The organism is Paenibacillus mobilis (assembly GCF_058267595.1).
On sequence record NZ_JBZCMS010000002.1, the window covers coordinates 516,667 to 540,178 of the forward strand.

The 23,512-nt window shown below is 52.7% G+C and carries 17 protein-coding genes; 6 read left to right on the top strand and 11 right to left on the bottom strand.

Annotated features, from left to right (window positions below; translation table 11 throughout):
* Window positions 1-160: 160 nt before the first annotated feature.
* The 3 genes from pflA to adhE all read right to left on the bottom strand — a co-directional run bounded on the left by pflA (window position 161) and on the right by adhE (window position 6,218).
* Window positions 161-922, bottom strand: a complete 762-nt coding sequence (pflA, locus tag AC3ZPD_RS05660; protein WP_490983287.1) for a pyruvate formate-lyase-activating protein — start codon at window positions 920-922, stop codon at window positions 161-163.
* 93 nt (window positions 923-1,015) lie between these two features.
* Entirely contained in the window at window positions 1,016-3,277 is a 2,262-nt protein-coding gene (gene pflB / locus AC3ZPD_RS05665) for a formate C-acetyltransferase (RefSeq protein ID WP_490983288.1), read from the bottom strand.
* 316 nt (window positions 3,278-3,593) lie between these two features.
* A complete protein-coding gene (gene adhE, locus AC3ZPD_RS05670; RefSeq protein ID WP_490983289.1) occupies window positions 3,594-6,218 on the bottom strand; it encodes a bifunctional acetaldehyde-CoA/alcohol dehydrogenase in 2,625 nt (874 codons plus the stop codon).
* A gap of 482 nt (window positions 6,219-6,700) precedes the next feature.
* Between adhE and AC3ZPD_RS05675 the strand changes: the two genes are divergently transcribed.
* Window positions 6,701-7,417: a Crp/Fnr family transcriptional regulator gene (locus tag AC3ZPD_RS05675; protein ID WP_490983290.1), complete on the top strand. Its 717-nt coding sequence runs from the start codon at window positions 6,701-6,703 to the stop codon at window positions 7,415-7,417.
* Between the two features lie 149 nt (window positions 7,418-7,566).
* Here AC3ZPD_RS05675 and AC3ZPD_RS05680 read toward each other — a convergent pair whose 3' ends face one another.
* The 6 genes from AC3ZPD_RS05680 to AC3ZPD_RS05705 all read right to left on the bottom strand — a co-directional run bounded on the left by AC3ZPD_RS05680 (window position 7,567) and on the right by AC3ZPD_RS05705 (window position 13,436).
* On the bottom strand, window positions 7,567-8,274 hold the full coding sequence (locus tag AC3ZPD_RS05680) for a hypothetical protein (protein WP_490983291.1): 708 nt from the start codon (window positions 8,272-8,274) through the stop codon (window positions 7,567-7,569).
* A 483-nt stretch (window positions 8,275-8,757) separates the two neighbouring features.
* The gene (locus tag AC3ZPD_RS05685) at window positions 8,758-9,075 is read right to left on the bottom strand and encodes a winged helix-turn-helix transcriptional regulator (RefSeq protein ID WP_490983292.1); all 318 of its coding nucleotides are present in this window, start codon (window positions 9,073-9,075) and stop codon (window positions 8,758-8,760) included.
* 291 nt (window positions 9,076-9,366) lie between these two features.
* Window positions 9,367-10,335, bottom strand: coding sequence for a sugar phosphate isomerase/epimerase family protein (locus AC3ZPD_RS05690; RefSeq protein ID WP_490983293.1), 969 nt, complete (start codon window positions 10,333-10,335; stop codon window positions 9,367-9,369).
* Window positions 10,336-10,418: 83 nt separating this feature from the next.
* Window positions 10,419-11,501, bottom strand: a complete 1,083-nt coding sequence (locus AC3ZPD_RS05695; protein ID WP_490983294.1) for a Gfo/Idh/MocA family protein — start codon at window positions 11,499-11,501, stop codon at window positions 10,419-10,421.
* On the bottom strand, window positions 11,494-12,264 hold the full coding sequence (locus AC3ZPD_RS05700) for a sugar phosphate isomerase/epimerase family protein (protein WP_490983295.1): 771 nt from the start codon (window positions 12,262-12,264) through the stop codon (window positions 11,494-11,496). The genes AC3ZPD_RS05695 and AC3ZPD_RS05700 overlap by 8 nt, the downstream gene beginning before the upstream one ends.
* Window positions 12,265-12,335: 71 nt before the next feature.
* Window positions 12,336-13,436: a Gfo/Idh/MocA family protein gene (locus AC3ZPD_RS05705; protein ID WP_490983296.1), complete on the bottom strand. Its 1,101-nt coding sequence runs from the start codon at window positions 13,434-13,436 to the stop codon at window positions 12,336-12,338.
* A gap of 205 nt (window positions 13,437-13,641) precedes the next feature.
* On the opposite strand from AC3ZPD_RS05705, the gene AC3ZPD_RS05710 reads away from it, so the two are divergent.
* Complete coding sequence (locus tag AC3ZPD_RS05710; RefSeq protein WP_490983297.1) at window positions 13,642-14,460, top strand: AraC family transcriptional regulator; 819 nt, start codon at window positions 13,642-13,644, stop codon at window positions 14,458-14,460.
* Between the two features lie 81 nt (window positions 14,461-14,541).
* Here the strand turns inward: AC3ZPD_RS05710 and AC3ZPD_RS05715 are convergent, their stop codons facing one another.
* Window positions 14,542-15,234: a TerC family protein gene (locus tag AC3ZPD_RS05715; RefSeq protein WP_490983298.1), complete on the bottom strand. Its 693-nt coding sequence runs from the start codon at window positions 15,232-15,234 to the stop codon at window positions 14,542-14,544.
* Window positions 15,235-15,692: 458 nt separating this feature from the next.
* Here AC3ZPD_RS05715 and AC3ZPD_RS05720 point away from each other — a divergent pair, with 458 nt between their 5' ends.
* From AC3ZPD_RS05720 to AC3ZPD_RS05735, 4 genes are all read left to right on the top strand, one after another.
* Window positions 15,693-16,307: a TVP38/TMEM64 family protein gene (locus AC3ZPD_RS05720; RefSeq protein WP_490983299.1), complete on the top strand. Its 615-nt coding sequence runs from the start codon at window positions 15,693-15,695 to the stop codon at window positions 16,305-16,307.
* Window positions 16,308-16,430: 123 nt separating this feature from the next.
* Window positions 16,431-17,399 (top strand): peptide-methionine (S)-S-oxide reductase MsrA, encoded by a 969-nt coding sequence (gene msrA / locus AC3ZPD_RS05725; protein WP_490983300.1) that lies wholly within the window; start codon window positions 16,431-16,433, stop codon window positions 17,397-17,399.
* A gap of 134 nt (window positions 17,400-17,533) precedes the next feature.
* Window positions 17,534-17,713 (top strand): DUF2188 domain-containing protein, encoded by a 180-nt coding sequence (locus AC3ZPD_RS05730; RefSeq protein ID WP_490983301.1) that lies wholly within the window; start codon window positions 17,534-17,536, stop codon window positions 17,711-17,713.
* A 276-nt stretch (window positions 17,714-17,989) separates the two neighbouring features.
* Window positions 17,990-19,021 carry a LacI family DNA-binding transcriptional regulator gene (locus tag AC3ZPD_RS05735; protein WP_490983302.1) on the top strand — a complete coding sequence of 344 codons (1,032 nt, stop codon included), beginning with the start codon at window positions 17,990-17,992 and terminating at the stop codon, window positions 19,019-19,021.
* Between the two features lie 204 nt (window positions 19,022-19,225).
* On the opposite strand, the gene AC3ZPD_RS05740 is transcribed toward AC3ZPD_RS05735, so the two are convergent.
* On the bottom strand, window positions 19,226-23,443 hold the full coding sequence (locus tag AC3ZPD_RS05740; protein ID WP_490983303.1) for a glycosyl hydrolase family 28-related protein: 4,218 nt from the start codon (window positions 23,441-23,443) through the stop codon (window positions 19,226-19,228).
* Window positions 23,444-23,512 lie beyond the last annotated feature (69 nt).

Consider the following 23,512-nt stretch of genomic DNA (forward strand, 5'->3'; position numbering starts at 1 on the left):
TTTTACAAACTTATTATAATTTTAGGTCATCTGCCTTAGGAAGGAGGATATTTTTCTAATGGGGGGATAATATTATCCAAAACGCAAAAAAGAAAGCGGTTCAAACTCACATAAACTGTGAATTGACCGCTTTTATGTCATTCTATATAACATGATTCTATCAGGAGGTTAAACCAATGACAGTTTTGTCCGTCGACACTTTTTTCATCCCCTGCTCCACCAGCTGATAAGCTCTGGCTACTTCTTCAGGATTAGGACTCGGCACCCCTTCAAGCGGATAAGCCCATTTCAAAGCTTCCCATTTGTAGATGCCCATTTGGTGATAAGGCAAAATTTCGAATTTCTCCACGGCGTTTAGACCGCCGATAAATCTTCCCAACTCAAGCAAATCCTCTTCGTCGGTGTTGATTCCAGGAACCAAGACGTGCCGGATCCACATCGGGCGCTTATGATCCGACAGCCACTCGGCCATCGCCAGCATCCGGTCGTTCGGTTTGCCGGTCAGCTTGATATGCTTCTCGTTGTTGATATGCTTTAGGTCCAGGAGAACCAGGTCGGTCACATCAAGCAGGTCCTTGATTTTATCCCCTTCGTTATAACCGTTTGTATCGAGGGTGGTATGAAGGTTCCAGCGTTCTTTCACGGCCCGGAACAATTCGGCCACGAAATGGGCCTGCAGCGTCGCTTCGCCGCCGGATACCGTCAAACCGCCCCCCGAAGAACGGTAATAATTAATGTAGGGTTCGATCTCGGCAAGTACTTCTTCCAGCGTCATATCCTTGCCACCTTCGAGATTCCAAGTGTCCGGGTTATGACAATACTGGCATTTCAGCAGGCAGCCCTGCATAAAGAGTACGAAACGAATTCCGGGGCCGTCGACCGTTCCGAAGGTTTCAAGTGAGTGTATGTGCCCTTTGATCATGTTACGTCATCCTTTCTGCAGGGACTGCAGGGAAATAGGGAAACCGGGCAACGCTGCTTTAGGTTTTGTTGCTGCCCAGGTTTGAAACAAATTTTACATGCCTTCGTGGAACGTTCTGTTGACTACGTCCAGCTGTTGCTCGCGGGTCAGCTTGATAAAGTTAACCGCATAACCGGATACGCGGATGGTCAATTGCGGATAGTTCTCCGGATGTTCCATCGCATCCAGCAGTTGTTCGCGGTCGAACACGTTGACATTGAGGTGATGCGCGTCGCTGCCGAAGTAGCCGTCCATCATCGCCACCAGGTTGTTTTTGCGGATATCGGTTTCTTTGCCGAGCGCTTTAGGCACAATGGAGAATGTGTTCGAAATGCCATCCAGACTGTGTTCATATGGCAGTTTGGCTACCGAGCTCAAGGAAGCGAGCGCGCCTTTTTTATCGCGGCCGTGCATCGGGTTTGCGCCTGGTGCAAACGGTTCGCCGGCTTTGCGTCCGTCAGGTGTTGTCCCTGTTTTCTTCCCGTACACCACGTTGGAGGTGATGGTCAGGATCGATTGGGTAGGCAAAGCGTTGCGGTACGTTTTATGTTTGCGGATCATGCTCATGAACGTTTCGACCAGGCTGACCGCAATGCTGTCGACACGGTCGTCGTTGTTGCCATAGCAAGGGAATTCGCCTTCGATTTCAAAATCAACGGCGATGCCGTTTTCGTTGCGGATCGGTTTGACTTTAGCGTATTTGATCGCGCTCAGGGAGTCAGCTACAACCGACAAGCCGGCGATGCCGCAAGCCATGGTGCGGAGGATGTCGCGGTCATGCAGCGCCATTTCAATCCGTTCGTAAGCATATCTGTCATGCATGTAGTGGATCACGTTCAGCGTATTCACATACAGTTTGGACAGCCATTCCATCATCGGCACAAACCGTTTCATCACTTCGTCATAGTCCAGATATTCGGAAGTAATGGCTGGGAATTCCGGCGCGACCTGCGTGCCGTATCTTTCGTCTTTACCGCCGTTGATGGCGTATAGCAAAGCTTTGGCCAGGTTGGCGCGCGCGCCGAAGAACTGCATTTGTTTGCCGATGCGCATAGCGGATACACAGCAGGCGATGCCGTAATCGTCGCCGTAGATCGGACGCATCAGATCGTCGTTTTCGTATTGGATCGAGCTGGTTTCAATGGAAACCTTGGCGCAATATTTTTTGAAAGCTTCAGGCAGTTTGTCGGACCAGAGAACCGTCAGGTTAGGTTCCGGAGCAGGTCCCAGGTTGTACAGGGTATGCAGGAAACGGAAGCTGTTTTTCGTAACTTTGGTTGTTCCGTTTACGGACATGCCGCCGATGGATTCCGTTACCCAGGTAGGGTCGCCGCTGTACAATTCGTTGTATTCAGGTGTTCTGAGGAACTTCACGATCCGCAGCTTCATCACGAAATGGTCAACCAGTTCCTGTGCTTGTTCTTCCGTCATTGTACCTTCGGCAAGGTCGCGTTCGATATAAGCGTCAAGGAAAGAAGATACACGGCCAAGCGACATGGCCGCGCCGTCTTGTTCCTTAACGGCTGCCAAATAGCCGAAGTACAGCCATTGGAAAGCTTCTTTAGCGTTGTTGGCCGGTCTGGAGATGTCAAAGCCGTACATTTCGCCAAGCTGCTTCAATTCGCCCAAAGCGCGGATTTGTTCGGACAGCTCTTCGCGGAGACGAATGACATCGACGTCCATCACGTCTACTTCCATATCTTTCAGTTCATCTTGTTTTTGTTTGATCAGGAAGTCTACCCCATACAAAGCTACGCGGCGGTAGTCGCCGATAATGCGGCCGCGGCCGTAAGCATCGGGCAAACCGGTGATGATGCCGGTATGACGGGCTGCTCTCATTTCAGCGGTATAAGCATCAAATACGCCTTGGTTATGCGTTTTGCGTACATTTGTATACAAGTCAACGATTTCTGGCGGAAGGTCGAAGCCGTAAGCTTTACAAGCCGTAATGACCATTCTCACGCCGCCGTTTGGACGAATCGTCCGTTGGAACGGAGCGGAGCCCTGCACGCCTACGATTTGTTCTTTGTCTTTATCCAGGAAACCCGGAGCATGCGAAGTGATCGTTGAAGGCGTGTTAACGTCTACGTCCAGAACACCGCCGGCATCTCTTTCTTTCTTGGACAGGTCGGATACGATTTCCCACAAAGCTTTGGTATTGGCCGTTGCGCCCTGCAAAAAAGATTCGTTTCCTTCATAAGGTTTGATGTTCGTATCGATGAAGTTGGCCGTATTGACCTCTCTCATCCATTTGCCCGGTTTAAAACCTCTCCAGGCGTTTTGTGCAGCTGCCGTTTCTTTTTCAATCACCGACATTTGTAATCCCTCCATTTATATAGTTTGGAGTACGAAGGCTTGAAGGTTATCCTCCGCCTCGAGATCCCTAATTTTGTGATTGATTTCACAACTCAGAGTCTGATGAGGCCAGTTCAAGGTTTACTTCAGCTGCCCCACCACTGTGTCCGGGATCTTTTATGGTTTCATCATAGCTTATCCCTGGTAAAAGGGATGTGACAAACATCACAGTTGCCGTGATGTTTGTCACTTTTTTCACAAATCTAGCGAGTTTGGTCCGTTATCGCAGCTTTATCTCTGTTGATGTCGACTAAGCCTGTACAGGCCTTGTTTCCGATTACTCTTCGAAACGTCCGTAGAAGGCGTCTCTGTAAACTTCAGCAAGCTCGGTCACCAGCGGCAGCTTTGGATTGGCGGTTGTGCATTGATCCTCGAAAGCGCGGTCTGCCAGATAATCCACGTTCGATTCAAAATCTTTTGGATCAAATCCGAGCGCCTGGAAGGTTTCCGGAATGCCCAGCTTTTTATTCAGTTCGCGGATGGCGTTGATCAGGCTCTTCACGCCTTCTTCCGTGGTGCGTGCAGGCAGTCCCAGGATGCGGGCGATTTCAGCATAACGCTGGTCGGCTACGAAGTTGGTGTATTTAGGCCAAGCCGCAAATTTCGTAGGTTTCTTCGCGTTGTAGCGGATGACGTGCGGCAGCAGGATTGCGTTGGTGCGACCGTGAGCGGTATGATATTGGCCGCCCCATTTATGCGCCAAGCTGTGGTTGATGCCGAGGAACGCATTGGCGAAGGCCATACCGGCCAAAGTCGAAGCGTTGTGCATTTTCTCACGGGCGAGTTTATCGCCGGTCAAAGCCGATTTTTCGAGATATTGGAACACCAGCTGAATCGCTTTAATCGCCAATCCGTCCGTATAGTCGTTCGCCATAACCGAAACATAAGCTTCGATCCCGTGGGTCAAAACGTCCATGCCGGTATCCGCAACGGCTACTTTTGGCAGGCTGTAGACGAATTCAGGGTCGATGATCGCAACGTCCGGCGTCAGCTCGTAATCGGCCAAAGGATATTTGGTGTTGCCGACTTCTTTATTAGTAATAACTGCAAACGGCGTGACTTCGGAACCTGTACCGGATGTTGTCGGGATCGCTACAAATTTTGCTTTTTGACCCAGACTAGGGTATTTGTAGGTCCGTTTGCGGATATCCATGAATTTCTGTTTCAGGTTGTGGAAATCGGTGTCCGGATATTCATAGAACAGCCACATGCCTTTCGCGGCATCCATTGGCGAACCGCCGCCGAGGGCGATGATGCAGTCCGGCTGGAATTTGGCCATCATTTCCGTACCGCGGGCAACGGTCGTGGTCGATGGATCCGGTTCAACGTCGGAGAACACCTCGATCGCTACAGGCGTTTGACGTTGACGGAGATAATGCTCCACTCTTTCCACATAACCGAGCTTCACCATCATCGGGTCGGTAACGATCATGACGCGGGTGATGTCCGGCATTTTGGCCAGGTATTGGGTCGCGCCTTTTTCAAAATAGATTTTGGAAGGTACTTTAAACCACTGCATGTTCACGGTACGATGGTTCACCCTTTTCACGTTGATCAGGTTGACGGCGGTCACGTTCGACGAAGTCGAGTTGCGTCCGTAAGATCCGCAGCCCAGCGTCAGCGACGGCAGGTTCGTGTTGTAGATATCGCCGATGCCGCCCTGCGAAGAAGGCTGGTTCACCAGGATCCGGCAGGTTGGCAGACGGTCCGAAAATTTCCGGATGATTTCATCGTTGTTCGAATGGATGACCGAAGAGTGTCCCATGCCGCCGAAGTGAACAACCTGTTCCGCAAGGTCGATGCCTTGATCGGCGGTTTTTACTTTATAGCAGGCCAGGACAGGGCTGAGCTTCTCGGCGGACAGCGGGAATTTAGGTCCTACGCCGTCAATTTCGGCGACAAGGATTTTGGTTCCGGCCGGCACCTGAATGCCGCACATTTCGGCGATTTTAACGGCTGGCTGACCGACGATTGCCGGATTAACGGCGCATTTCTCGGCCACAATGGCTCCGGCCGTCAGCTTGGCGGCTTCTTCTTTGTTGACGAAATAACAGCCGTTTGCGATCATTTTCTTCTTCACTTGGTCAAAAACAGGTTCTTCAATAATAACCGCTTGTTCGGAGGCACAGATCATGCCGTTGTCGAACGTTTTGGACAGGATCAAATCATTGACCGCCTGATCCAAATCAGCGCTTTTCTCAATGAAGCAAGGAACGTTACCAGGACCTACGCCGAGAGCCGGTTTGCCGCAGCTGTAAGCTGCCTTCACCATGGCGGAGCCGCCGGTGGCGAGAATGCAGGCTACGTCAGGATGATTCATCAAAGCGTTGGTGCGGTCCATGGAAGGCTGTTCGATCCACTGGATGCAATCGGCGGGAGCGCCATGTTTCACAGCGGCTTCCAGCAGGATTTTAGCGGCTTCGCGGCTGCATTCCTGTGCGGAAGGGTGAAAGCCGAAGATGATCGGGTTGCGTGTCTTAATGGCGATCAGCGCTTTGAAGATCGTCGTGGAAGTCGGATTCGTCACCGGTGTAATCCCCATGATAATGCCGACCGGCTCAGCGATCTTCTGGAAGCTTTCGTAAGGATTATCTTCGATGACGCCAACCGTTTTGTCATATTTGATGCTGTTCCAGATGTATTCGGTAGCAAACATGTTTTTGATGATTTTGTCTTCGTATACTCCGCGACCCGTTTCTTCAACGGCTTTCTTCGCGAGATACATGTGTTTGTCTAGTCCGGCCAGAGCCATCGCCTGCACAATGTCGTCGATTTGCTGCTGATCCATGCTCATGAAAACCTCGGAAGCTTTTTTCGCTTTGTCGATCAAACCTTGAATGTACTCCTGTGCAGGCTGTACTGCCTGCTTTACGTTTGAAGCTGCTTCATTTTTTACGGCCATCTCTCTCATCCTCCTGATAGTTTGAAAATTTTCTTTAGTTCCGGCGGAGCAGCCCGGCTGCCATTCTCCCAAAAAAAGTTTGTAACACTTTGTTACAAAGTATGCCGCGCCGAATCACCTTGGCGATCTTCTTTACGGATTCATCATATCATAGCCTCTTTGACTTTTGTAGTGAATTTTTTCACAAAGTTTGTCTGAATTGAAAACATGCTTTCGCTCTAGTTTCATGTTTGTGCTCTAGTTTCAATTTTTTTGCAGAATAACCTTTATAGTCAATCAAATCAATTACGGCCACTCCAAAATCATTTTTCCGTTTTTCGTGATCTAATATGCAGCTTTCTCCCCACTTTAAGTGAAAATAGTCACAATGTTTAAAATTTCGCCACTTTTTAGGCTTTAAAAAGCCCCAAATTACAAATAATACGGGTTATAATTAATTTAAAAATTTGAGAAAAATTTGGAGTACAAAGGGGAAACCAAAAATGAGCGAGCAAATGAACAGCGTTGAAGCCCAAGGGAATACGAGTTGTTTTTCGGAACAGAATTTCAATCGACTGCTTGTCATCATGAAAGACAAAAACTACGCCGAAGGTTCCCATCTGTTCTGGGAAGGCGATGTGTCGGATAAATTGTTCTACATCAAACGCGGACGCGTTAAAATGACCAAATCGACAGATGAAGGCAAAGAACTCATTCTATATATGTACGGACGCGGGGACCTGATCGGCCAGGCCGATCCGTTCTTCAGCTCGAAGCACAGCTTTACGGCGGAAGTCATTGAAGACTGCGAAGTCGGCATCGTGGAAAATAAAGACCTTGAAATTCTCATCTGCCAACACTGCGATTTTGCGATCGATTTTATGAAATGGATGGGCATTCACCACCGGCTGACGCAAACCAAATTCAGGGACCTGATGATGTACGGCAAACCGGGAGCGCTCTGCTCCACGCTGATCCGTCTTAGCAACACTTACGGGGAAAGACATGGCGACACGATTCTGATCAACAAAAAGATTACGCACACCGATCTTTCGAACATGATCGGCGCCACGCGCGAAAGCGTCAACCGGATGCTGAGCGACCTGCGCAAGAAAGACGCGCTGGAGTACGAAAACGGCATGATCGCCATCAAAGACCTCGTCATGCTGCAGGATATTTGCCACTGCGAGCTTTGTCCGAATGAAATCTGCCGGATCTGATGATCATCGGCATGATTCGTTGGAATAACCGGCTGATCCGTATGATTTCGAATAATAAAAGGCTGTTCCCGCTGATGAAGAACCAGGGGACAGCCTTTTTGCTTAACCGAATTGCGACGTAGAGTAAGCCGTAAAAGGGCACAGACGATTCAGACCTGACTTAATACAACCTCTATCTTATCGTTTGGATGAAGCAGCAGATCAAGTCCGCTGAGCAGAAGTTTCTTGTCGTTGAGCTTGACGGTCCATTGCTCGTAAACATTCCCAGTATAGCCGTTGACCGCGGATACTAGCCGGCTCTGGTCGTTCATCTGAATCATTCCGCATTTCGCAAGAACGTCGCGGACCTTCAAATGGGCCTGATACGTATACACGAAATAATACTGGATGTCCGGCTTCGATAATCCGCCCGTAATATCCAGAACAACGGGAGGGAAAGACGCTGCGGACGTTCCGTCATTTTCTTTCACATAAACAAGCACGTTGTCCCCGTCTTCCATCTGCCTGTCCCATGAAGAAGGAGCCATCTCTACGCCGTTGACTTTAACGGCCCAGGACAAGCCGCTGTCCAGCGAGATGCCTTGGGTGGAGGCGATGCCGTTTTTCTCCGAATTCAACACAACAAGGCCGCTGTTTTGCAGCAAACGCCGCAGGTCAGGCTTGTCCGCTTCATGAAGCGGGAGGGTCTGGGTCCTATCCGGTACCCCTTGGCCTCCGTCGATGCGCAGCTTGACTCCCTGTTCCTGGGAATTGGCGCTGGGAAGCGGTTCTGCGGCGGGCTTGGAGGTGCAAGCAGCTAATAGCAGCAGCGCCGAGCCTAGCCCCAATGCCAAAAGAAGTCGGGTTAACCGTCTCATCCTCCTCCTCCTTTCGTGTTGTGTTTCTCTAATAAGCATAACGGACATCCGGGTCTCTTTCAAATTTACCGCAAAAAAGGCGCCCCTGTCAGGGAACGCCTTCTGGATTCCGGCTCCGGCTAATTTGGATCGCTCCGTTAGGGCCTCGTTAATCCGCCAAGTTTCATTCTAACGCAAAAATCCTACGGCTCAAATCGGCCCCCGCCTCCTCGCAGCCTAAGCCCTTCCTTTTATCCATTCTGCTCGTCAAGGTCGAAAATGCTGCGGATTTTGAGCTGCTCTTTCAGCTCTTGCAGGGCAGCAGGTTTCTCATTCCAACTGAACTTACGTATATAAAAAATAAAGCCAACACCGCTTTCCCGTTTACCGGAAATTCGGAGTTGGCTCTATTGGGGTTGCTCCTTATCGCTCATTGTTCATACCTCGGATGGAGTGCCGCTTTCGGCCGCTATGTTCGCCGGACACTCTTGTTTAATCCAAACCTTATTGAATCCAGTCCTCGGCCCAAGATTGAATCTGATCCATCACCGGACGAAGGGCTCTCCCCTTTTCCGTCAGCTCATATTCGATTCTGACCGGCGTTTCTGGATAGACGTGCCGGGTCAAAATCCCTTCGCATTCCAGATCTTTCATCCGTTCGGAGAGCATCTTGTCGCTCATCGAAGGAATCAAATTCGAAATATCCTTAAAGCGTTTAGGACCGCTCATTAAGGTTTGAATAATCAATCCGTTCCACCGTTTCCCCAGAAAAGAAAATGCGGTTTCAAAGCGGGGGCACATGCTGAAATCATTATCCGCCATTGCTTATCACCTCTTAAATGATCCGGAGCAGATGGTTCCGGAATAGGCTTACATTAAGTTAGTACATATCATTTTAACATAGTTTTGACGATTTGAAAACGGGCTATTCATGGAAGATCAACTTTTATGGCGAAAAAGAAGCGAAATAAAGCCTTTTGGCATTAAAAATAGGCATACGCCTAAAAACAAAAGCAACCCCGAAACGATTCCGTACGTTCAGGATTGCTTTTGTTCATTCATCTAGTCCAAGGCTTGAAATCAAACCGTAGGTCTACTCAAAAGTCTGCAGCCTTACAGCCACCACATATCCGCCGCGGAATCCTCGATCAGAACCTGCTTCAGGTTGCCGACGGCTTTTGTAAAGCCTTCTTCCACGGACATGAGGCCGTCTTCATGCTCGATGCTGACCACATAATCATAGCCGACCAGACGCAGCGTGCTGATGATATCCGCCCAGGTCTTCAAATCATGGCCATAACCGACGGTACGGAACTGCCAGGCGCGGTCCATCATCTTGTCATAAGTCTGCATATCGGTAATGCCCCATTTGTTGACGTTCACAGGGTCGATGGTCGTATCTTTAGCGTGGAAATGATGGATCGCATTTTCGCGGCCCAAAATTTTGATCGCTTCCACCGGATCGATGCCCTGCCACCACATGTGGCTTGGATCCAGGTTAGCGCCGATCACTTCGCCAGCGGCTTCGCGCAGCTTGAGCAGCGTACCCGGCGTATGTACCGAGAAACCGCCGTGCAGCTCCAGACCGATCTTCACATGATGGTCAGAAGCGAATTTGCCCCACTCGGTCCAATAAGGAATAACCTTGTTCTCCCACTGCCACTTCAGGATTTCCTGATAGTCGTTCGGCCAAGGGGCAACCGGCCAGTTTGGATATTTAGCGTCTTCGTGATCCCCCGGGCAACCCGAAAACGTGTTGACTACCGGTACTTCCAGCTGCTCGGCAAGCAACACGGATTTTACGAAATCGTCGTGGTCCGCCTGTGCCAGCTCTTTTTGCGGATGCAGCGGATTGCCGTGGCAGCTGAGTGCGCTGATCGTTAATCCGCGGGACTGGATAGCACGTTTGAACTCAGTCAGCTTCGTTTTATTTTCAAGCAGCTCCTCAGGTTTGCAGTGCGCATTGCCGGGATTGCCGCCTGTGCCGATTTCCACGGCCTGGATGCCTTTTGAGGCTACAAAATCCAGCGCCTCCTCTAGTGGACGTCCGCCAAACAGCACCATAAATATGCCTAGTTTCACACCTGTTTCCTCCCTGGATTCTTTTTATGATTAAACTTGTTCGTCATTCACAGTTTGAAACCCTGCAAAACGCAAGCGTCTTATCAATCAAAATAAACGGCTTTGCCGGTTTTGGCCGATTCGTAGATGGCTTCCAGAATCTGAGTAACAACAAAGGCCTGCTCCGGTTTGACAAGCGGCTCTTTATCTTCGAGAATCGCTTGCACCCAGGCTTTCGCTTCGCGGTAAGCATCCGTTTCTTCCTCGCCGGAGAAGAAAGCTACGCCGCCGGAGGTGAGGTCGATCTGAGTGTCGTAGAGGCGGCTGTTTTTCTCGCCGTTGATGCGAAGGCCGTTTTTCATATCGGCTCCGCCTTCAGTACCGCAGAGCAGCGTTTTTGCTTCGCCTGTTTCCACAACATTCAGCGCCCAGCTGGATTCCAGAATGATGGTTGCGCCGTTTTTCATCGTAATATAACCGAATGCGGAGTCCTCCACCTTAAATTGGGCCGGATCCCAGGAACCGAAAGCATTTGCCGCGTTTTCGCGATGTCCCAGCTTGTGGAACACGGAACCCATGACGCTTTTAGGCTCATAGTTGTCCATCAGCCACAAAGTCAAGTCTAGAGCATGCGTACCGATGTCGATCAGCGGTCCTCCGCCTTGTTTCTCTTCGTCGAGGAATACGCCCCAGGTCGGAACCGCGCGGCGGCGGATGGCCAGCGCTTTACCCAGGTAAATGTCGCCCAGTTCGCCTTGTTCGCACAATTCTTTCAGATAGAGGCTGTCGTTGCGGAAACGGTTCTGGTAAGCGATGCTCAGCTTTTTGCCGGTCCGTTTGGCCGCTTCCAGCATGGCGCGCGCCTGCTCGGTCGTTTTGGCCATCGGCTTCTCGCACAGGACGTGGCAGTCGGCTTCGAGGGCGGCTACCGTGATTTCGGAGTGGGAATCATTTGGCGTGCAGACATGAACGACGTCCACGTCGCCGCTTGCCAAAAGCTCGCGGTAATCGGTATATACTTTAGCGTCCTGCGTGCCGTATTCTTTGGCCGCTTTGCGCGCGCGTTCCTCGATAATGTCGCAGAAGGCGACCAAATCCACCTCTGGCTGCTTGGCCAAGCTCGGCAGATGTTTGCCGTTTGCGATTCCTCCGCAGCCGATAACGGCTACTTTAAGCTGTTTAGACATGAAGTTGTCCTCCCTGGGTCACGTAATTTTTAATCCAGTCCATGCTGGTGGTAATGCAGTTGATGGCGCCGTTTGCAGTATAATCCTGCTCCACGATCAGCCATTCCACGCCAGCGGCAATCGCAGCGTCTGCGATCCGCTTAATATCCAGTTCGCCTGCGCCGAGTTCAACCGTTTCAGGCGAGCCGTCTTCTTTCTTTTTCACGTCTTTCAGATGCAGGAGCGGCATGCGTCCTTTATATTTCTCAATGTAAGAAACCGCGTCGAAGCCGGCGTACTCTACCCAGCAGGAATCCAGCTCAACCTCTAAGAGCGAAGCAGGCACCGTCTTGAAAATCGTATCCAGCACCGTTTCGCCGTCAAGCTGCTGCGTCAGCTCAAAATCATGATTGTGGTACAGCAGGGTAATCCCTTTGGCCGAGCAGGTTTCCGCTATGCGTTTAATGTCAGCGATGATTTCCGGCCAGCGGTTGCGGTCCTGTTCAGCGACGTAAGGCACGATCAGCCGGTTGTTACCGATAAACTGGTTGATTTCGATTTGCTCCTCCAAGTGATTGAGCATCAGATCCAGCGAGGTATGCGCGCCTACGGCCGTCAGGCCGTTTTCCTCGAGGAGCGCTTTCACCTGTTCTTTGGTCCGGCCGTAAAAGCCCGCAAACTCAACGCCCTGATAACCAAGCTCCGCCACTTTGCGGAGCGTCCCTTCAAAATCCTGTTCCATTTGCTCGCGAACCGTATACAATTGCAATGCTACTTTTGCCATTTGAATTCACCTCTTCATTAGGATAGGTTACTCACTCAAGCAACTTATTATTGCGTTTCAAAGCCGTTCCGTCAGGACCGGCCCTGCCTTGCCGCTTGCTCCGCCAGCACCGCGCTTAATTCGGGGGCGCTTTCCAGCGCAATGTGCCGTCCCTCCTGGGACGAACGTCCGAAAGCATGCATCGCCTCCAGCACGTGGTAAGCGACCAGGCCGGATGCCCGGGGTTCGCGGCCTTCGGAAATGGCATCCGCCATATCCTCAAGGCCCCTGCCGCGCTCATTGCCGTGGCTTTCGAATACAGGCGGCACAACCGTCCATTCTTCGCTGCCCGCCTTTCGCAGCTTGACTTCGCCTTCGAAATGGTTCGGGTCGGGCAGGCGCAGCGTGCCCTCCGTTCCGTAAATTTCGATCCACGGCAGCGTGCTGCCGCCCCGGACGTCAAAGCTGGTGACCATCGTGCCGATGACGCCGCTGGCAAAATCCAGCGTGCCGCTGTAATGGGTCGGCGTCTGAACAAGAATCGGCGCACCGGCATCCGGGCCGGAGCCGACCTTCCGCTCCGGAATCTGGCTGCCTGCCGAACCGCTGATGCGGGAAATCGGCCCCAGCAGCTGAATGAGCGCAGTCAAATAATACGGCCCCATGTCAAACATCGGTCCGCCCCCGACCGCATAGAAAAAGGCAGGGTTCGGATGCCAGCTTTCCGGTCCTCCCCCCATCATGAAGGCGGTAGCCGCAACCGGACGGCCGATAGCCCCGCCGAGCAGCGCCTGACGGGCCGTTTCCAGGCCGGAGCCCATAAACGTGTCGGGAGCCGAGCTGATCACCAATCCTTTTCTCGCCGCCAGCTCAAGCATTTTTTTCCCGTCTGAAAGCGAAATGGCCAGCGGTTTCTCCGTATATACATGTTTCCCATGCTCCAGTGCAGCGAGACTGATCCCGGCGTGGGAAGAAGGAATGGTCAAATTCAAAATGGCATCCACATCGCTGTTTAGCATTTCCTCAACGCTGAATACGCTTTCAACTCCGAACTGCTCGGCCCGCTCCCGAGCCTTTTCCGGCAGCATGTCCGAACAGGCCGCCAAGGTTACCTTGGAGCTGTTCTTTAGATAAGTAAAATAAGCGGGGCTTATGTTGCCGCAGCCTATCACACCAACTTTTAACGGGGTCACGGAATCACTCCTTAGACTATTCATAAGCTATTCGATTTTGATCTGTCTGGATTTCCTTCTTAGGAGCGCCCGCCTCATTGGTTGCGCTTCCTTAAGTTAGCTTTATAGTAATATGAATTGGAATAAAGTAAAATGAATAATATGATTCAAACATGCACAATCTGGTCAATATTTTATTTTTTAATTAGCAGGAGGATGTCTCAGTATGGTCGCCGAAGAGCACCTGGTTATTTTGGCGGCGGGTTATTCCGTTCACCGTAAAGCCTATGGATTCAACGACGCCAACGGTCCGGAGCATTATTTGATCCGGCTGCAAACCGAAGGCAAAGCGCGAACGCGCATCGGCAGCGAGCTTGTGGATGTGGAGATGGGCGATGTGCTTCTCTTTTCTCCGAGCGAGCCGTACGAGCTTTATATCGATTCCGCTCCCCAAACGAAAACCTCTTCCGTCTTAAGCGGGGATTATTATATCTTTATTGACGGCGGCTGGATCGAAAAGTGGTGGAGAAACAAAAGCAGGCCGAATAAAATTCGGATGCCGATGACCGACGCTTTTATCAATCTGTTCAGGCAAATCACCCTGGAGCAGCAGCGGGTATCCCCTCTTAAAGATGACATCGCGGCCCACTACATAAAAATTTTGTGTCTGGAGATCGACCGCCAGCTGGAAGAACAGCCCCGTGATGGGCAACGTTCTTATCTGGCTTACCAGCTCAAACATTTTGTCGAGGAAAATGCGGCCACCAGCTTCCGGCTGGAGGACGCTGCCGCCCATGTCGGGATCAGCGTTTCGAGGGCCGTCCATCTGTTCAAGGCGACCTTCGGGCAAAGCATTATTCAATACGCCACCGATATCCGGCTGAATATGGCGCGGGAACGGATTATTTTCAGCCCGTTGTCGCTGGAGCACGTGGCGGAAAGCTCAGGGTTCCCAAGCTATAACTATTTTCACAAGGTGTTCCGCTCCAAATTCGGGATGTCTCCGAAGCAGTTTCGCCTGGCGAGCCGGGAAAACACGAAATAAGGATATCGTTTTCCCTCTTCGCTTTCAAAAAAGAAAAGGATGAAGCGGCGCTGTAACGCGCAGGCTTCATCCTTTTTTTCCTCAAGAGAAAGATTGTTCTTGTTCCGGAGTTAGACTTTTCCGTCTCGATTTGACCAGCAGACCGATTCCGACTACGGCAATAATAACGACGGCTTCAAACAAATATTTCAAGACGCCGTTCACAAACCAGTCGTGAACCAGCGGCTCCTCGACCAGCATCTTGGCCGCGGTCCAGGCGAGCACAGCCGAACCGATCGTAATGACGATAGGGAAACGTTCCGTCAGCTTCAGGATCATCGTGCTGCCCCAAACCATAATCGGTACCGAAATGGCCAGTCCGATAACGACCATCGTCATGTCGCCATGAGCCGCGCCCGCAACGGCCAGCACGTTATCAAGCCCCATCATCGTATCCGCGATGATGATCGTGCGTATGGCCGCCCACATGCGGGTTCCCGCATTGATGTCGTGTTTTTTCTCTTCCACCAGCAGCTTGTAGGCGATCCAGATCAAAGCCAGGCCGCCCGCCAGACGGAGACCGGGAATGTTCAGGAGCTGCACGACAAGCACGGTCATAATGACTCTGACCAAAATAGCGCCTACCGTTCCCCACATGATTACTTTCTTCTGATCCGATTTCGGCACGTTTCTGGCGGCTAAACCGATGACGATAGCATTATCCCCCGCCAGCACGAGGTCGATCAGAACAATGGAGAGCAATGCGGTCCAAAATTCAACGCTCATCAAATCCAAATCCATAACCTCCTTTTTTGGATGTTGCCGGATCCGCGCTGGCCGGGACTGATGAACCGCTCATCAGCGAGCCCGTAAATCTGAAGCGCCTTGCCGTGCTTTGGGCGAAGGGCCGTTTTGTCCAAAAAAACCGCACAAAAAGAGACCTTCACCCGCAGCAATACAAGCAGGCAAAGGTCTCGCTAACAACAAATGGATTCGTTGTCTATAAAGCCGGGGATATGATCCCGTAATGACGACTTTATTGTTTCAAGCTACTCCCCTTTGGGAACCGAACATATTCATTTGCCTTATTATAGCATCTGCCGTCCGAAATTGCTATCACAATTGCCCATAAATTTTATTTTTATGGATACAAAAAATAGAAACGGGCCCTTGCCTTCCGAATTCCTCGGCTGTTGTATCTTGGGGACTGATTCTATATCATTTGAAGTAGAAACAGGAAGGAATCGGACAGGATGAAAAAATGGCTTGCACCTCTTATTTATATCTTGGTTCTGGCAGCCGGGATTGCCTTCAGGGACCAGATCAGCCTGCTGCTGCAGCATCGCCCCTCCCCGCTGCTGATGCTGATGCTCGCGGTACTGCTGGCCACCTTCCCCGTTATGCCTTACAAACTCGTTATTGCGGCGGCCGGCCTTTTATACGGCCCTTGGATCGGGGCGCTGCTGACAATAGCGGGCTCCACCTTATCCGGCATATTGCTTTACGCCGCGGGCGCCTTCTGGTACCGCCAGGACGCAGGACGCTGGTTCAAACGGGTTCCGGCTCTTGAACGGTTTTCCTCCTACGTCCGTAAGCATCCTTTCGAATCCGTGCTGCTGTACCGGCTTCTCCCCATCGTGCCTCAGGGGATCCTGAACTTATATGCGGGGGCGGCGCCCATCCCGTTCGGCATCTACTTAAGCGCTTCGGTCATCGGCAAACTTCCGGGGATGTTCGTCTATGCCTTTTTGGGGAGCTCCCTGTTTTCACGTCCTCTGCTGGCCGCCGAGGTTTTGGGACTGTACGCCGTGTTTGTTTTGGCCGCGGTTTGGGGATATAAAAGAAGGAACGCGCGCAGAACCGAGTAAGGGGAGAAAAAGCGCATAAAAGCTGCGCGCAAAAGCGTCGCATTTCAGTTTTGCAAAAGATTCTATTATAATAAGTTCATATTCCCGATTATTAAAATTTGAAGCAAAGGCAGGCGAATTGCTATGAATCATATACAAGGAAAAACAGAACTGGCCACATTTGCAGGCGGCTGCTTCTGGTGCATGGTTACCCCGTTTGAGGAACTTCCGGGCATCAAAGGCATCGTATCCGGTTATACTGGCGGCCACACCGAAAACCCGACCTACGAACAGGTATGCGCCGGAGGCACCGGCCATTATGAAGCGGTACAAATTACGTTTGATCCGGGCGTATTTCCTTACAGCAAGCTGCTGGAGCTGTTCTGGCAGCAAATCGACCCTACGGATGCGGGCGGACAGTTCCATGACCGGGGACAGTCTTACCAAACTGCCATTTTCTATCATAACGAAGCGCAGCGGGAAGCCGCGGAGGCTTCCAAGCAGGAGCTTGCAAACAGCGGCCGGTTTGATAAACCGATCGTAACGGAGATTTTACCGGCCAAACCTTTTTATGAGGCTGAGGATTATCATCAGGATTACCACAAAAAAAATCCGATGCATTACAAACGTTACCGCAAAGGCTCCGGCCGTGAGGATTTCATCGAAACCCACTGGTCGAAACCGCTGGAGGATCAAAAGACGCTGAAGGAAAAGCTGACGGCGATCCAATACGAGGTTACGCAAAACAGCGCCACCGAACGCCCGTTTACCGGCGAATATTGGGATCATGAGGAAGAGGGCATATACGTGGATATCGTATCCGGTGAGCCGCTCTTCAGCTCTACGGACAAATATGACGCCGGCTGCGGATGGCCAAGCTTTACCCGCCCGCTCCGCGATTACAGCATCAAAGAAAAGCTGGATACGAGCCACTTTATGGTCCGGACCGAGGTGCGCAGCCGGGAAGCCAATTCCCATCTGGGCCACGTATTCGACGACGGACCCGGACCAAACGGCCTGCGTTACTGCATCAATTCGGCCGCCCTCCGGTTTGTGCCTAAAGCGGATATGGAAAAAGAAGGTTACGGCGAATATCTGTCGCTGTTTGAATAACAAAGGTTCGGGTAATTTAAAGGATAACCGGAGCGGGCTAAGGCCCTTTCGGCTTGCTCCGGATTTCAATTAATACAGGAAGCAGGCACCGGATTGTTCCTACATTCCTGTATGCGTTCAAGGGAGGACTAAATATGCCTTGGAGCAAAAACGATTACCCGCCATCCATGAAAAATTTGGAACCCCGCGTCCGCCGAAAAGCCGTCGAAATCGCCAACGCCCTGCTGGAAGACGGTTACGAGGAAGGCCGGGCCATTGCGATCGGCACCGCCAAAGCGGAGGAATGGGATAAAGACCATCCTGAAAAAGATTAATTAAGATTCTGGTTGTTCAGAGAAAACACATCTTGTCAAAGCCCGTAGGGAAGAGATAAGATGTGTTTTTTTGTTGTTGTCATCAATAAGATTGAAATCGATTTCTTTCTTTTTGAGTTCAAAATCGTTCCTATTGTAGGATGAATAAATGATTTCCCCTTCCTTTGGTCGCTTCCTCCCTTAGATTTCGTTGAATATAGTAATCGATTTCATTTTGACTTATAATAAAGCCCATATATCTTTGTTTAACAATAAATTGCAAGGTTGAGGTTAATTATGGATACCAAAATTGTCGATGTTGCCGCCAAAGCAGGCGTTTCCCCTGCCACCGTTTCCCGGGTGCTTAACCAGTCCAGCGGCGTTACGGAGAAAACAAGATTAAAAGTGATGAAGGCTATCGAGGATTTGGGCTACCATCCCAACGCCGCGGCCAAACACCTCCGCTCCCAAAAAACGAAAACGATCGGGGTCATCGCTCAGGATATCAACAGCGCTTATTTTACCGAAATCATAAAAGGGATCGAAAATATGGCTTATGCGCAGAAATACCGGGTTATCATTTGCGATTCGGAAAACCAGAAAGAAAAGGAGCAGGAATATTTGAACCTGCTGCTGGACCGCACGATTGACGGTCTTGTTCTGATTGCTCCCCACATTTCCGACGAGGAGATCATCGAGCTTGCAGATAAAGGTTATTTCGTCGCGGTTGTCGGCCGGAATGTGCAGCATGACCGGGTTCCCTGCGTTTATACCGATAACGTGAAGTTTTCGCGCGAAGTGGTGAAACATCTGGTCCAGCAAGGTCACCGCGATATCGTGTTCCTGAACGGTTCACCGGATGCGGTGGACAGCTTTGACCGGCTGGAGGGTTACCTGAAAGCGCTGAAGGATCATCAAATTCCGTTCCGGCCGGACTTTGTGGAGAACGGCAATTTCAACGAAACCGGCGGTTACGAGGCCCTCAAACGCCTGGTGGAGAAGAAGCTCCGGTTCACCGCAGTTTTCGCCGCCAATGACGAGATGGCGCTTGGCGTTTACCGGGCCTGCAGCGAGCTCGGCATTGCCATTCCCGATCAGCTGGCCGTTATTGGGGTGGACGACAGCCGGATCAGTAAATATATCAACCCGACGCTAAGCACGGTGAACCAGCCGAAATATGCGATGGGCGCCCTGTTGATCGAGAAATTCATCGACCAGATGAACGACAACCGATTTGCCGACAAACGGGTGTTTGTCGTTGACTCCGAACTGATTGTACGCGAATCGTCCGTGTTTACGGTAGGCGGTTCCAAAAAGGGAAAAGCTTAAAAAGCGCTGCCGCATTCCGTCTTAAATCTTAAACGAGTTAAAAACGTTCTGATCATTAAAAAAGCGGACTTGGGGCCGGTACTGCCCCAAAGTCCGCTTTTGGCGTTTCTGCCTGACTGGCTAGCTCACTGATTGGCTGGCCCGCGACTGTTCAAGGATATAGACTGTTTCGGAGGTTTCCCATCTCGTGCTGCCTTCCGCCTGTTAAAGCTTCAGCTTCTTCTTCAGCACCGCCAAACGGGCGGACAACGAATGTTTCAGCTTTCCTTCCGGCAGCAGGGCGACAAAGTTGACCGCCGCATCATAGCTGGTAACGTTTCGCAGCGACTCGGCCAGAGCCACCGCTTTTTTAGCCGGCGCCTCCAGCGCGCCGGTGTAGGAGCCGCGCAGCAAATACAAGTCGCCGTATTGGGTCGCGTCTTTGCTCGCCCCGATGCCCTGATTATATTCCATATAGCCGGAACGGCCGCTGCCGTCGTTTTCATTGAGCAGCAGCGCGAAACCTAACCGGGCGTCCGCAGGCCTCAAGACCGTACCCGGACCGTGGAGCGCCGAAAACGGAATCTCCAGCTTGTAAAGCGTCTCCTTCTTCGATTCGCTGCGGGTGATCTCGGCTTTGACTTCAGCCATGGCGCCCGTTTGCAGCCCCTCCGGCGCTCTCCAGCGCCAGACGTTTACAGTGTTTTGTCCGCTCAGGGCAAAGCCGAGTTCGCTGACATTGGCGCTGGCCGCACCGTCCGCCCGGGACAAGTCAATGCCAAGCTGAAGGCTGTCTCCCTGCCAAATATCGCCCCCCGTCCAATCCTGCGCCTGTATATCATCCTTGACACGGACGGTCACGTACAGCTGCCGGTCATCCCAGCGGACATCCGCTTCGGCGCTCAGATCGTCCGTTCCCCGCCATTCGCCGCCGAGCGAGCTGTAATGATCGGCGTCCGCCAGCTTGACAGGCGGCGCTGCTTCGCCGGTGCTGCCCGTTTTGCGGGAAGCAAACGTTTCGGCGAGATTAAGCGAAGCCGCAAAAGATTCCCCGCCCTCCGTTATGACGCGGTATTTCAGCGTATCTCCCGTAAGGAAAGGCAGCGGAATCTCCAGCGTTTGGCCCGGAGCCAGCGCCTTGACCCGTATCGGCTTCTGAACCGAAGCATAAGCTGAAGGCTCCAGCAGCGTAAGGCTGGCGGACTGCGGTTCGGCCGAAGCGTTTGCGATCTGCAGCGTGCTTATCGATTTCTCCGGGTGAGCGCCTTCAAAGACTTTTTTGTTTAATTTCAGCTGGAGCGGAAAAAGGTCCGTGCCCGTCACCTTAAAGCCGGCCTGATTGTCGAGCTGCAGGCCGCCGCTGTATAAGTTGTTGGTCAGGACAAGCCGATCCACCTCCGGCGCCGCGTAAACATGGGTGGTTTTGGCCTGCTGGAAGTAGGTGTCGTACATCGCAATGTCGCCGCCCAGCGCGCCAAGTCCGCGCGAGCCGGCGGTCACTACGTTAGCCTGCTGCACCACGATCCGCCCGCCGCTGATATCCATGGCGTGGGTCGTGTCTCCCCACATCGCCGAGTTGAACAGCACGGCCTTCGAGTCAAACGCCGGCTCCACTTCCACATACACCTTGTTCTCCGAGCTGAGCGATACGAGTTCGGTATTGATCAGCGCCAGCCCTTCGGGAGCGGCCTGCTCCAGCACGGCCCCTTTTTTGCTGCCGTCCGTGCCGTGTCCGACCACCACCGCTGACGGCCCCCGTCCGTTTTGCGGAGCGAAATGAATGCCGTATTCCGATCCGTAGACAAAGGTGTTAAATACCGTTTCCCCTTGCGCGTCCCCGATACGGAAAGCATCCAGGTTTTCCTTCTGATAATCCCATACTTTGTTGAAGCCGTCCCCTTCAGGATGGTTCGGATAGGTGCTTCTGCCGTAATAATGCGGATTAAACTGCACGTTCCGCAAGTAACCATCCTTGGCACCGCCGCCGACAAAAATGCCTTCCTTCAGCGGCGAACCCGCTACGTAGTCGATATAGTGCCCGCTGGTGTCATAAGTGCCGAAATCGATGCCCTGGTAAGGATTCACCAGCGTCGTATCCATCGCATATACGCCATGTCCCTGTCCCTGGATCGTCCAGGCATATGGCTTGATGGCGTTAAAGTCCTGCTGGTCGTAATAAACCGACAAACCGCGCACGCCCGCGGAGGCCTGCAAAGTGATCAGCGCCGCCGCACCTTCGTCATTTTCCCCGTAATGGGTAAAAATAACGCTGCCGCCGCCGATCGTATGATGCGGCACATCCCACGATCCGCGCAGCTCCACGCCGGACGGAACGACCAGCGGGCTGTCGATCCGGTAGATGCCGGCCGGCAAATAAACCGTGCCGCCGCCGGCTGCGCCCGCATCGCTCAGCGCCTGCCGCACCGCTTCCGCGGCATCGCTTTGGCCGCTGCCGTCCGCGTTGTACGGCGCCGCGGCGGCGTTGAACAGCCGCGCGTTCGCCGGCTTCGGCCGGCTGGGCGCATCCGTGACGATGCCGGCCGGCAGCTGCTCCAGCGCGTAACTTTCATTGAAGCGGACATGAACGTCCGCGCCTTCGGTTTGGCCGGCGACGTCAAGCTTGCCCGCATAGCCCGAGTTGATCGCGTTCAGCGTCCGGACGTCCGCCCCAAGCCGCACATGCTGCTGCGGCCCTGCAAAAGACGTCTGGCCCAGCAGCAGCGATCCGTCGTTCATGACGATGGCGCTGCCGCCCGACGCGGCGTCCCAATTCTCGAAGCTGCTGTTCTCGAAGGACAGCACCCCGTCCCCGTCGCTCACGACCGCGTTTACCGGGCTGCCGCCGATTTTCACCGTGTTGAACTGGACGAGGGTATGGAAGCCGTCCGTCGCCCGCACCGCAACCGGATTGTCCCCGGCATTCGCCGCAAAGCTGCTGTCCGTAATCAGCAGCCCGTAATCATTGACGCCTTCAATCTGCAGGGCTACGGCACAGTCCGCAATATGAATGCGGTACAGCTGGGCGTTGGCCGCTTCCAGCGAGCCGGTCCGCGTGGTGACTCTCAGGCCGGTTTTAAAACCCGAGATGGTTAAATCGGACATGTATTCCCAATCCGACCGTCCCATCACGACCCCTTCGGCGTGAGCCGTCATGTACGCCAGCAAGGCCGCCTCATCCGGCGCGCCGGGCAGTCCGGAGCCCGCCCAAACGCCCGGCTTCAGCGTCACGCCTTCCAGACGGCCGATATCCGTCGTGTAATCCAGAAAAATGCCCATATGCAGGGCTGTTCCGTATACATTTTTTAAGTAATGCAGTTCGTTCCATTCGGGACCGATTTTAATGCCGTTGTAGGCATTGACCAAAGTGACGTTTTCAACCGTGGCACTGTCCCCGGAAAGCTGCTCAAACGTCCAAGGATAAGCGGCAGGCTGGTGGGCCAGCGTCTGCTCCGGATACCATACGGAGAGATGAGTGACGCCGCTCGCCGGCTCCATCCGGATAAAGCTGGTTCCGGCCTCGTTCCCCCGGCCTTCATAAGCCGCCAGAACGGTGCCCTGCACAGGGCCGCCGTTTGCGCCCGGATCGGCCCAGTCCCCGCGCAGCGTCACACCGGTCGGAATAAGCAGGTGTCCGGCGATTTTGTAGATGCCCGCCGGCATAAACACCACGCCGCCGCCCGCGGAGCCCGCCGCATCCAGCGCCTGCTGCACCGCAGACGTGTCGTCCGCCCATCCGTCGGCTTTGGCGCCATAGTCGGCAACGTTTTCCGTGGCGATCACGACATCATCCGTGGCAAACTGCGTTTCTATAACGGCAGCGCTGCCGGAACCCGGAATGCGCGCCACCTTCTTGACCGTTACCCTTGCTAACGTCAGGTCCGGGTTATCCGCCGCTGCGCCGGCCCCGCTGATGCCTAGCCGGAAATCGGCTCCGTTTGTCCGGTTCGCGAATTTGGCGTCGGTCAGCTTGAAGGTGTGCTGCAGCCACTGGCGGGTATCGCCGTAGCGAAACAAAGGCGCATCCTTGAAGGCCCCGCTTTGCGCATCGTATTGCAGCACCATCTGCCCGCTGCCCGCATCATAATATTCGACCGTGATATAAACATCCTGATTCCCGCTGTCCGCCAAAAAAGAATCGTCCACATTCATGTACAAATACAAGGTTTGCGGACTTGGCGTGTCCCGGTTTGTTTTCCAATAGGTTTTCCCGTCCAGCGTACCGGTTTGCAGGCCTGCTTCGTAATCCCCGGCTCTCGGCGAAATGCCGTGCGTTTCCGGCACCAGCCCCAGCGTTACGCTGACTTCGTCCTCTCCGGCAACGTTTGACGGTTCGGTTTGTGAATAGACGTTCAACGGATTAGCCCCCACTCCCGTAAAAATGAGCAATACCGCGAGCAGCAGTATCGCGTTACGCTTGAATAAAGTTTTGCCGCTTCCTGTCATGAATCGCACCTCTCCATTCCATTGGGATTCAGCTGAAAGGTATGCGCTCGCCATGAAGTCTCGTGATGC

Excerpts from the sequence above, each read along its gene's own strand:
- adhE (WP_490983289.1), bottom strand. The coding sequence starts at position 6,218 with ATGGCCGTAAAAAATGAAGCAGCTTCAAACGTAAAGCAGGCAGTACAG.
- AC3ZPD_RS05680 (WP_490983291.1), bottom strand. The coding sequence starts at position 8,274 with ATGAGACGGTTAACCCGACTTCTTTTGGCATTGGGGCTAGGCTCGGCG.
- AC3ZPD_RS05675 (WP_490983290.1), top strand. The coding sequence starts at position 6,701 with ATGAGCGAGCAAATGAACAGCGTTGAAGCCCAAGGGAATACGAGTTGT.
- AC3ZPD_RS05700 (WP_490983295.1), bottom strand. The coding sequence starts at position 12,264 with ATGGCAAAAGTAGCATTGCAATTGTATACGGTTCGCGAGCAAATGGAA.
- AC3ZPD_RS05740 (WP_490983303.1), bottom strand. The coding sequence starts at position 23,443 with ATGACAGGAAGCGGCAAAACTTTATTCAAGCGTAACGCGATACTGCTG.
- AC3ZPD_RS05710 (WP_490983297.1), top strand. The coding sequence starts at position 13,642 with ATGGTCGCCGAAGAGCACCTGGTTATTTTGGCGGCGGGTTATTCCGTT.
- AC3ZPD_RS05735 (WP_490983302.1), top strand. The coding sequence starts at position 17,990 with ATGGATACCAAAATTGTCGATGTTGCCGCCAAAGCAGGCGTTTCCCCT.
- msrA (WP_490983300.1), top strand. The coding sequence starts at position 16,431 with ATGAATCATATACAAGGAAAAACAGAACTGGCCACATTTGCAGGCGGC.
- pflA (WP_490983287.1), bottom strand. The coding sequence starts at position 922 with ATGATCAAAGGGCACATACACTCACTTGAAACCTTCGGAACGGTCGAC.
- AC3ZPD_RS05685 (WP_490983292.1), bottom strand. The coding sequence starts at position 9,075 with ATGGCGGATAATGATTTCAGCATGTGCCCCCGCTTTGAAACCGCATTT.
- AC3ZPD_RS05720 (WP_490983299.1), top strand. The coding sequence starts at position 15,693 with ATGAAAAAATGGCTTGCACCTCTTATTTATATCTTGGTTCTGGCAGCC.
- pflB (WP_490983288.1), bottom strand. The coding sequence starts at position 3,277 with ATGTCGGTGATTGAAAAAGAAACGGCAGCTGCACAAAACGCCTGGAGA.
- AC3ZPD_RS05695 (WP_490983294.1), bottom strand. The coding sequence starts at position 11,501 with ATGTCTAAACAGCTTAAAGTAGCCGTTATCGGCTGCGGAGGAATCGCA.
- AC3ZPD_RS05730 (WP_490983301.1), top strand. The coding sequence starts at position 17,534 with ATGCCTTGGAGCAAAAACGATTACCCGCCATCCATGAAAAATTTGGAA.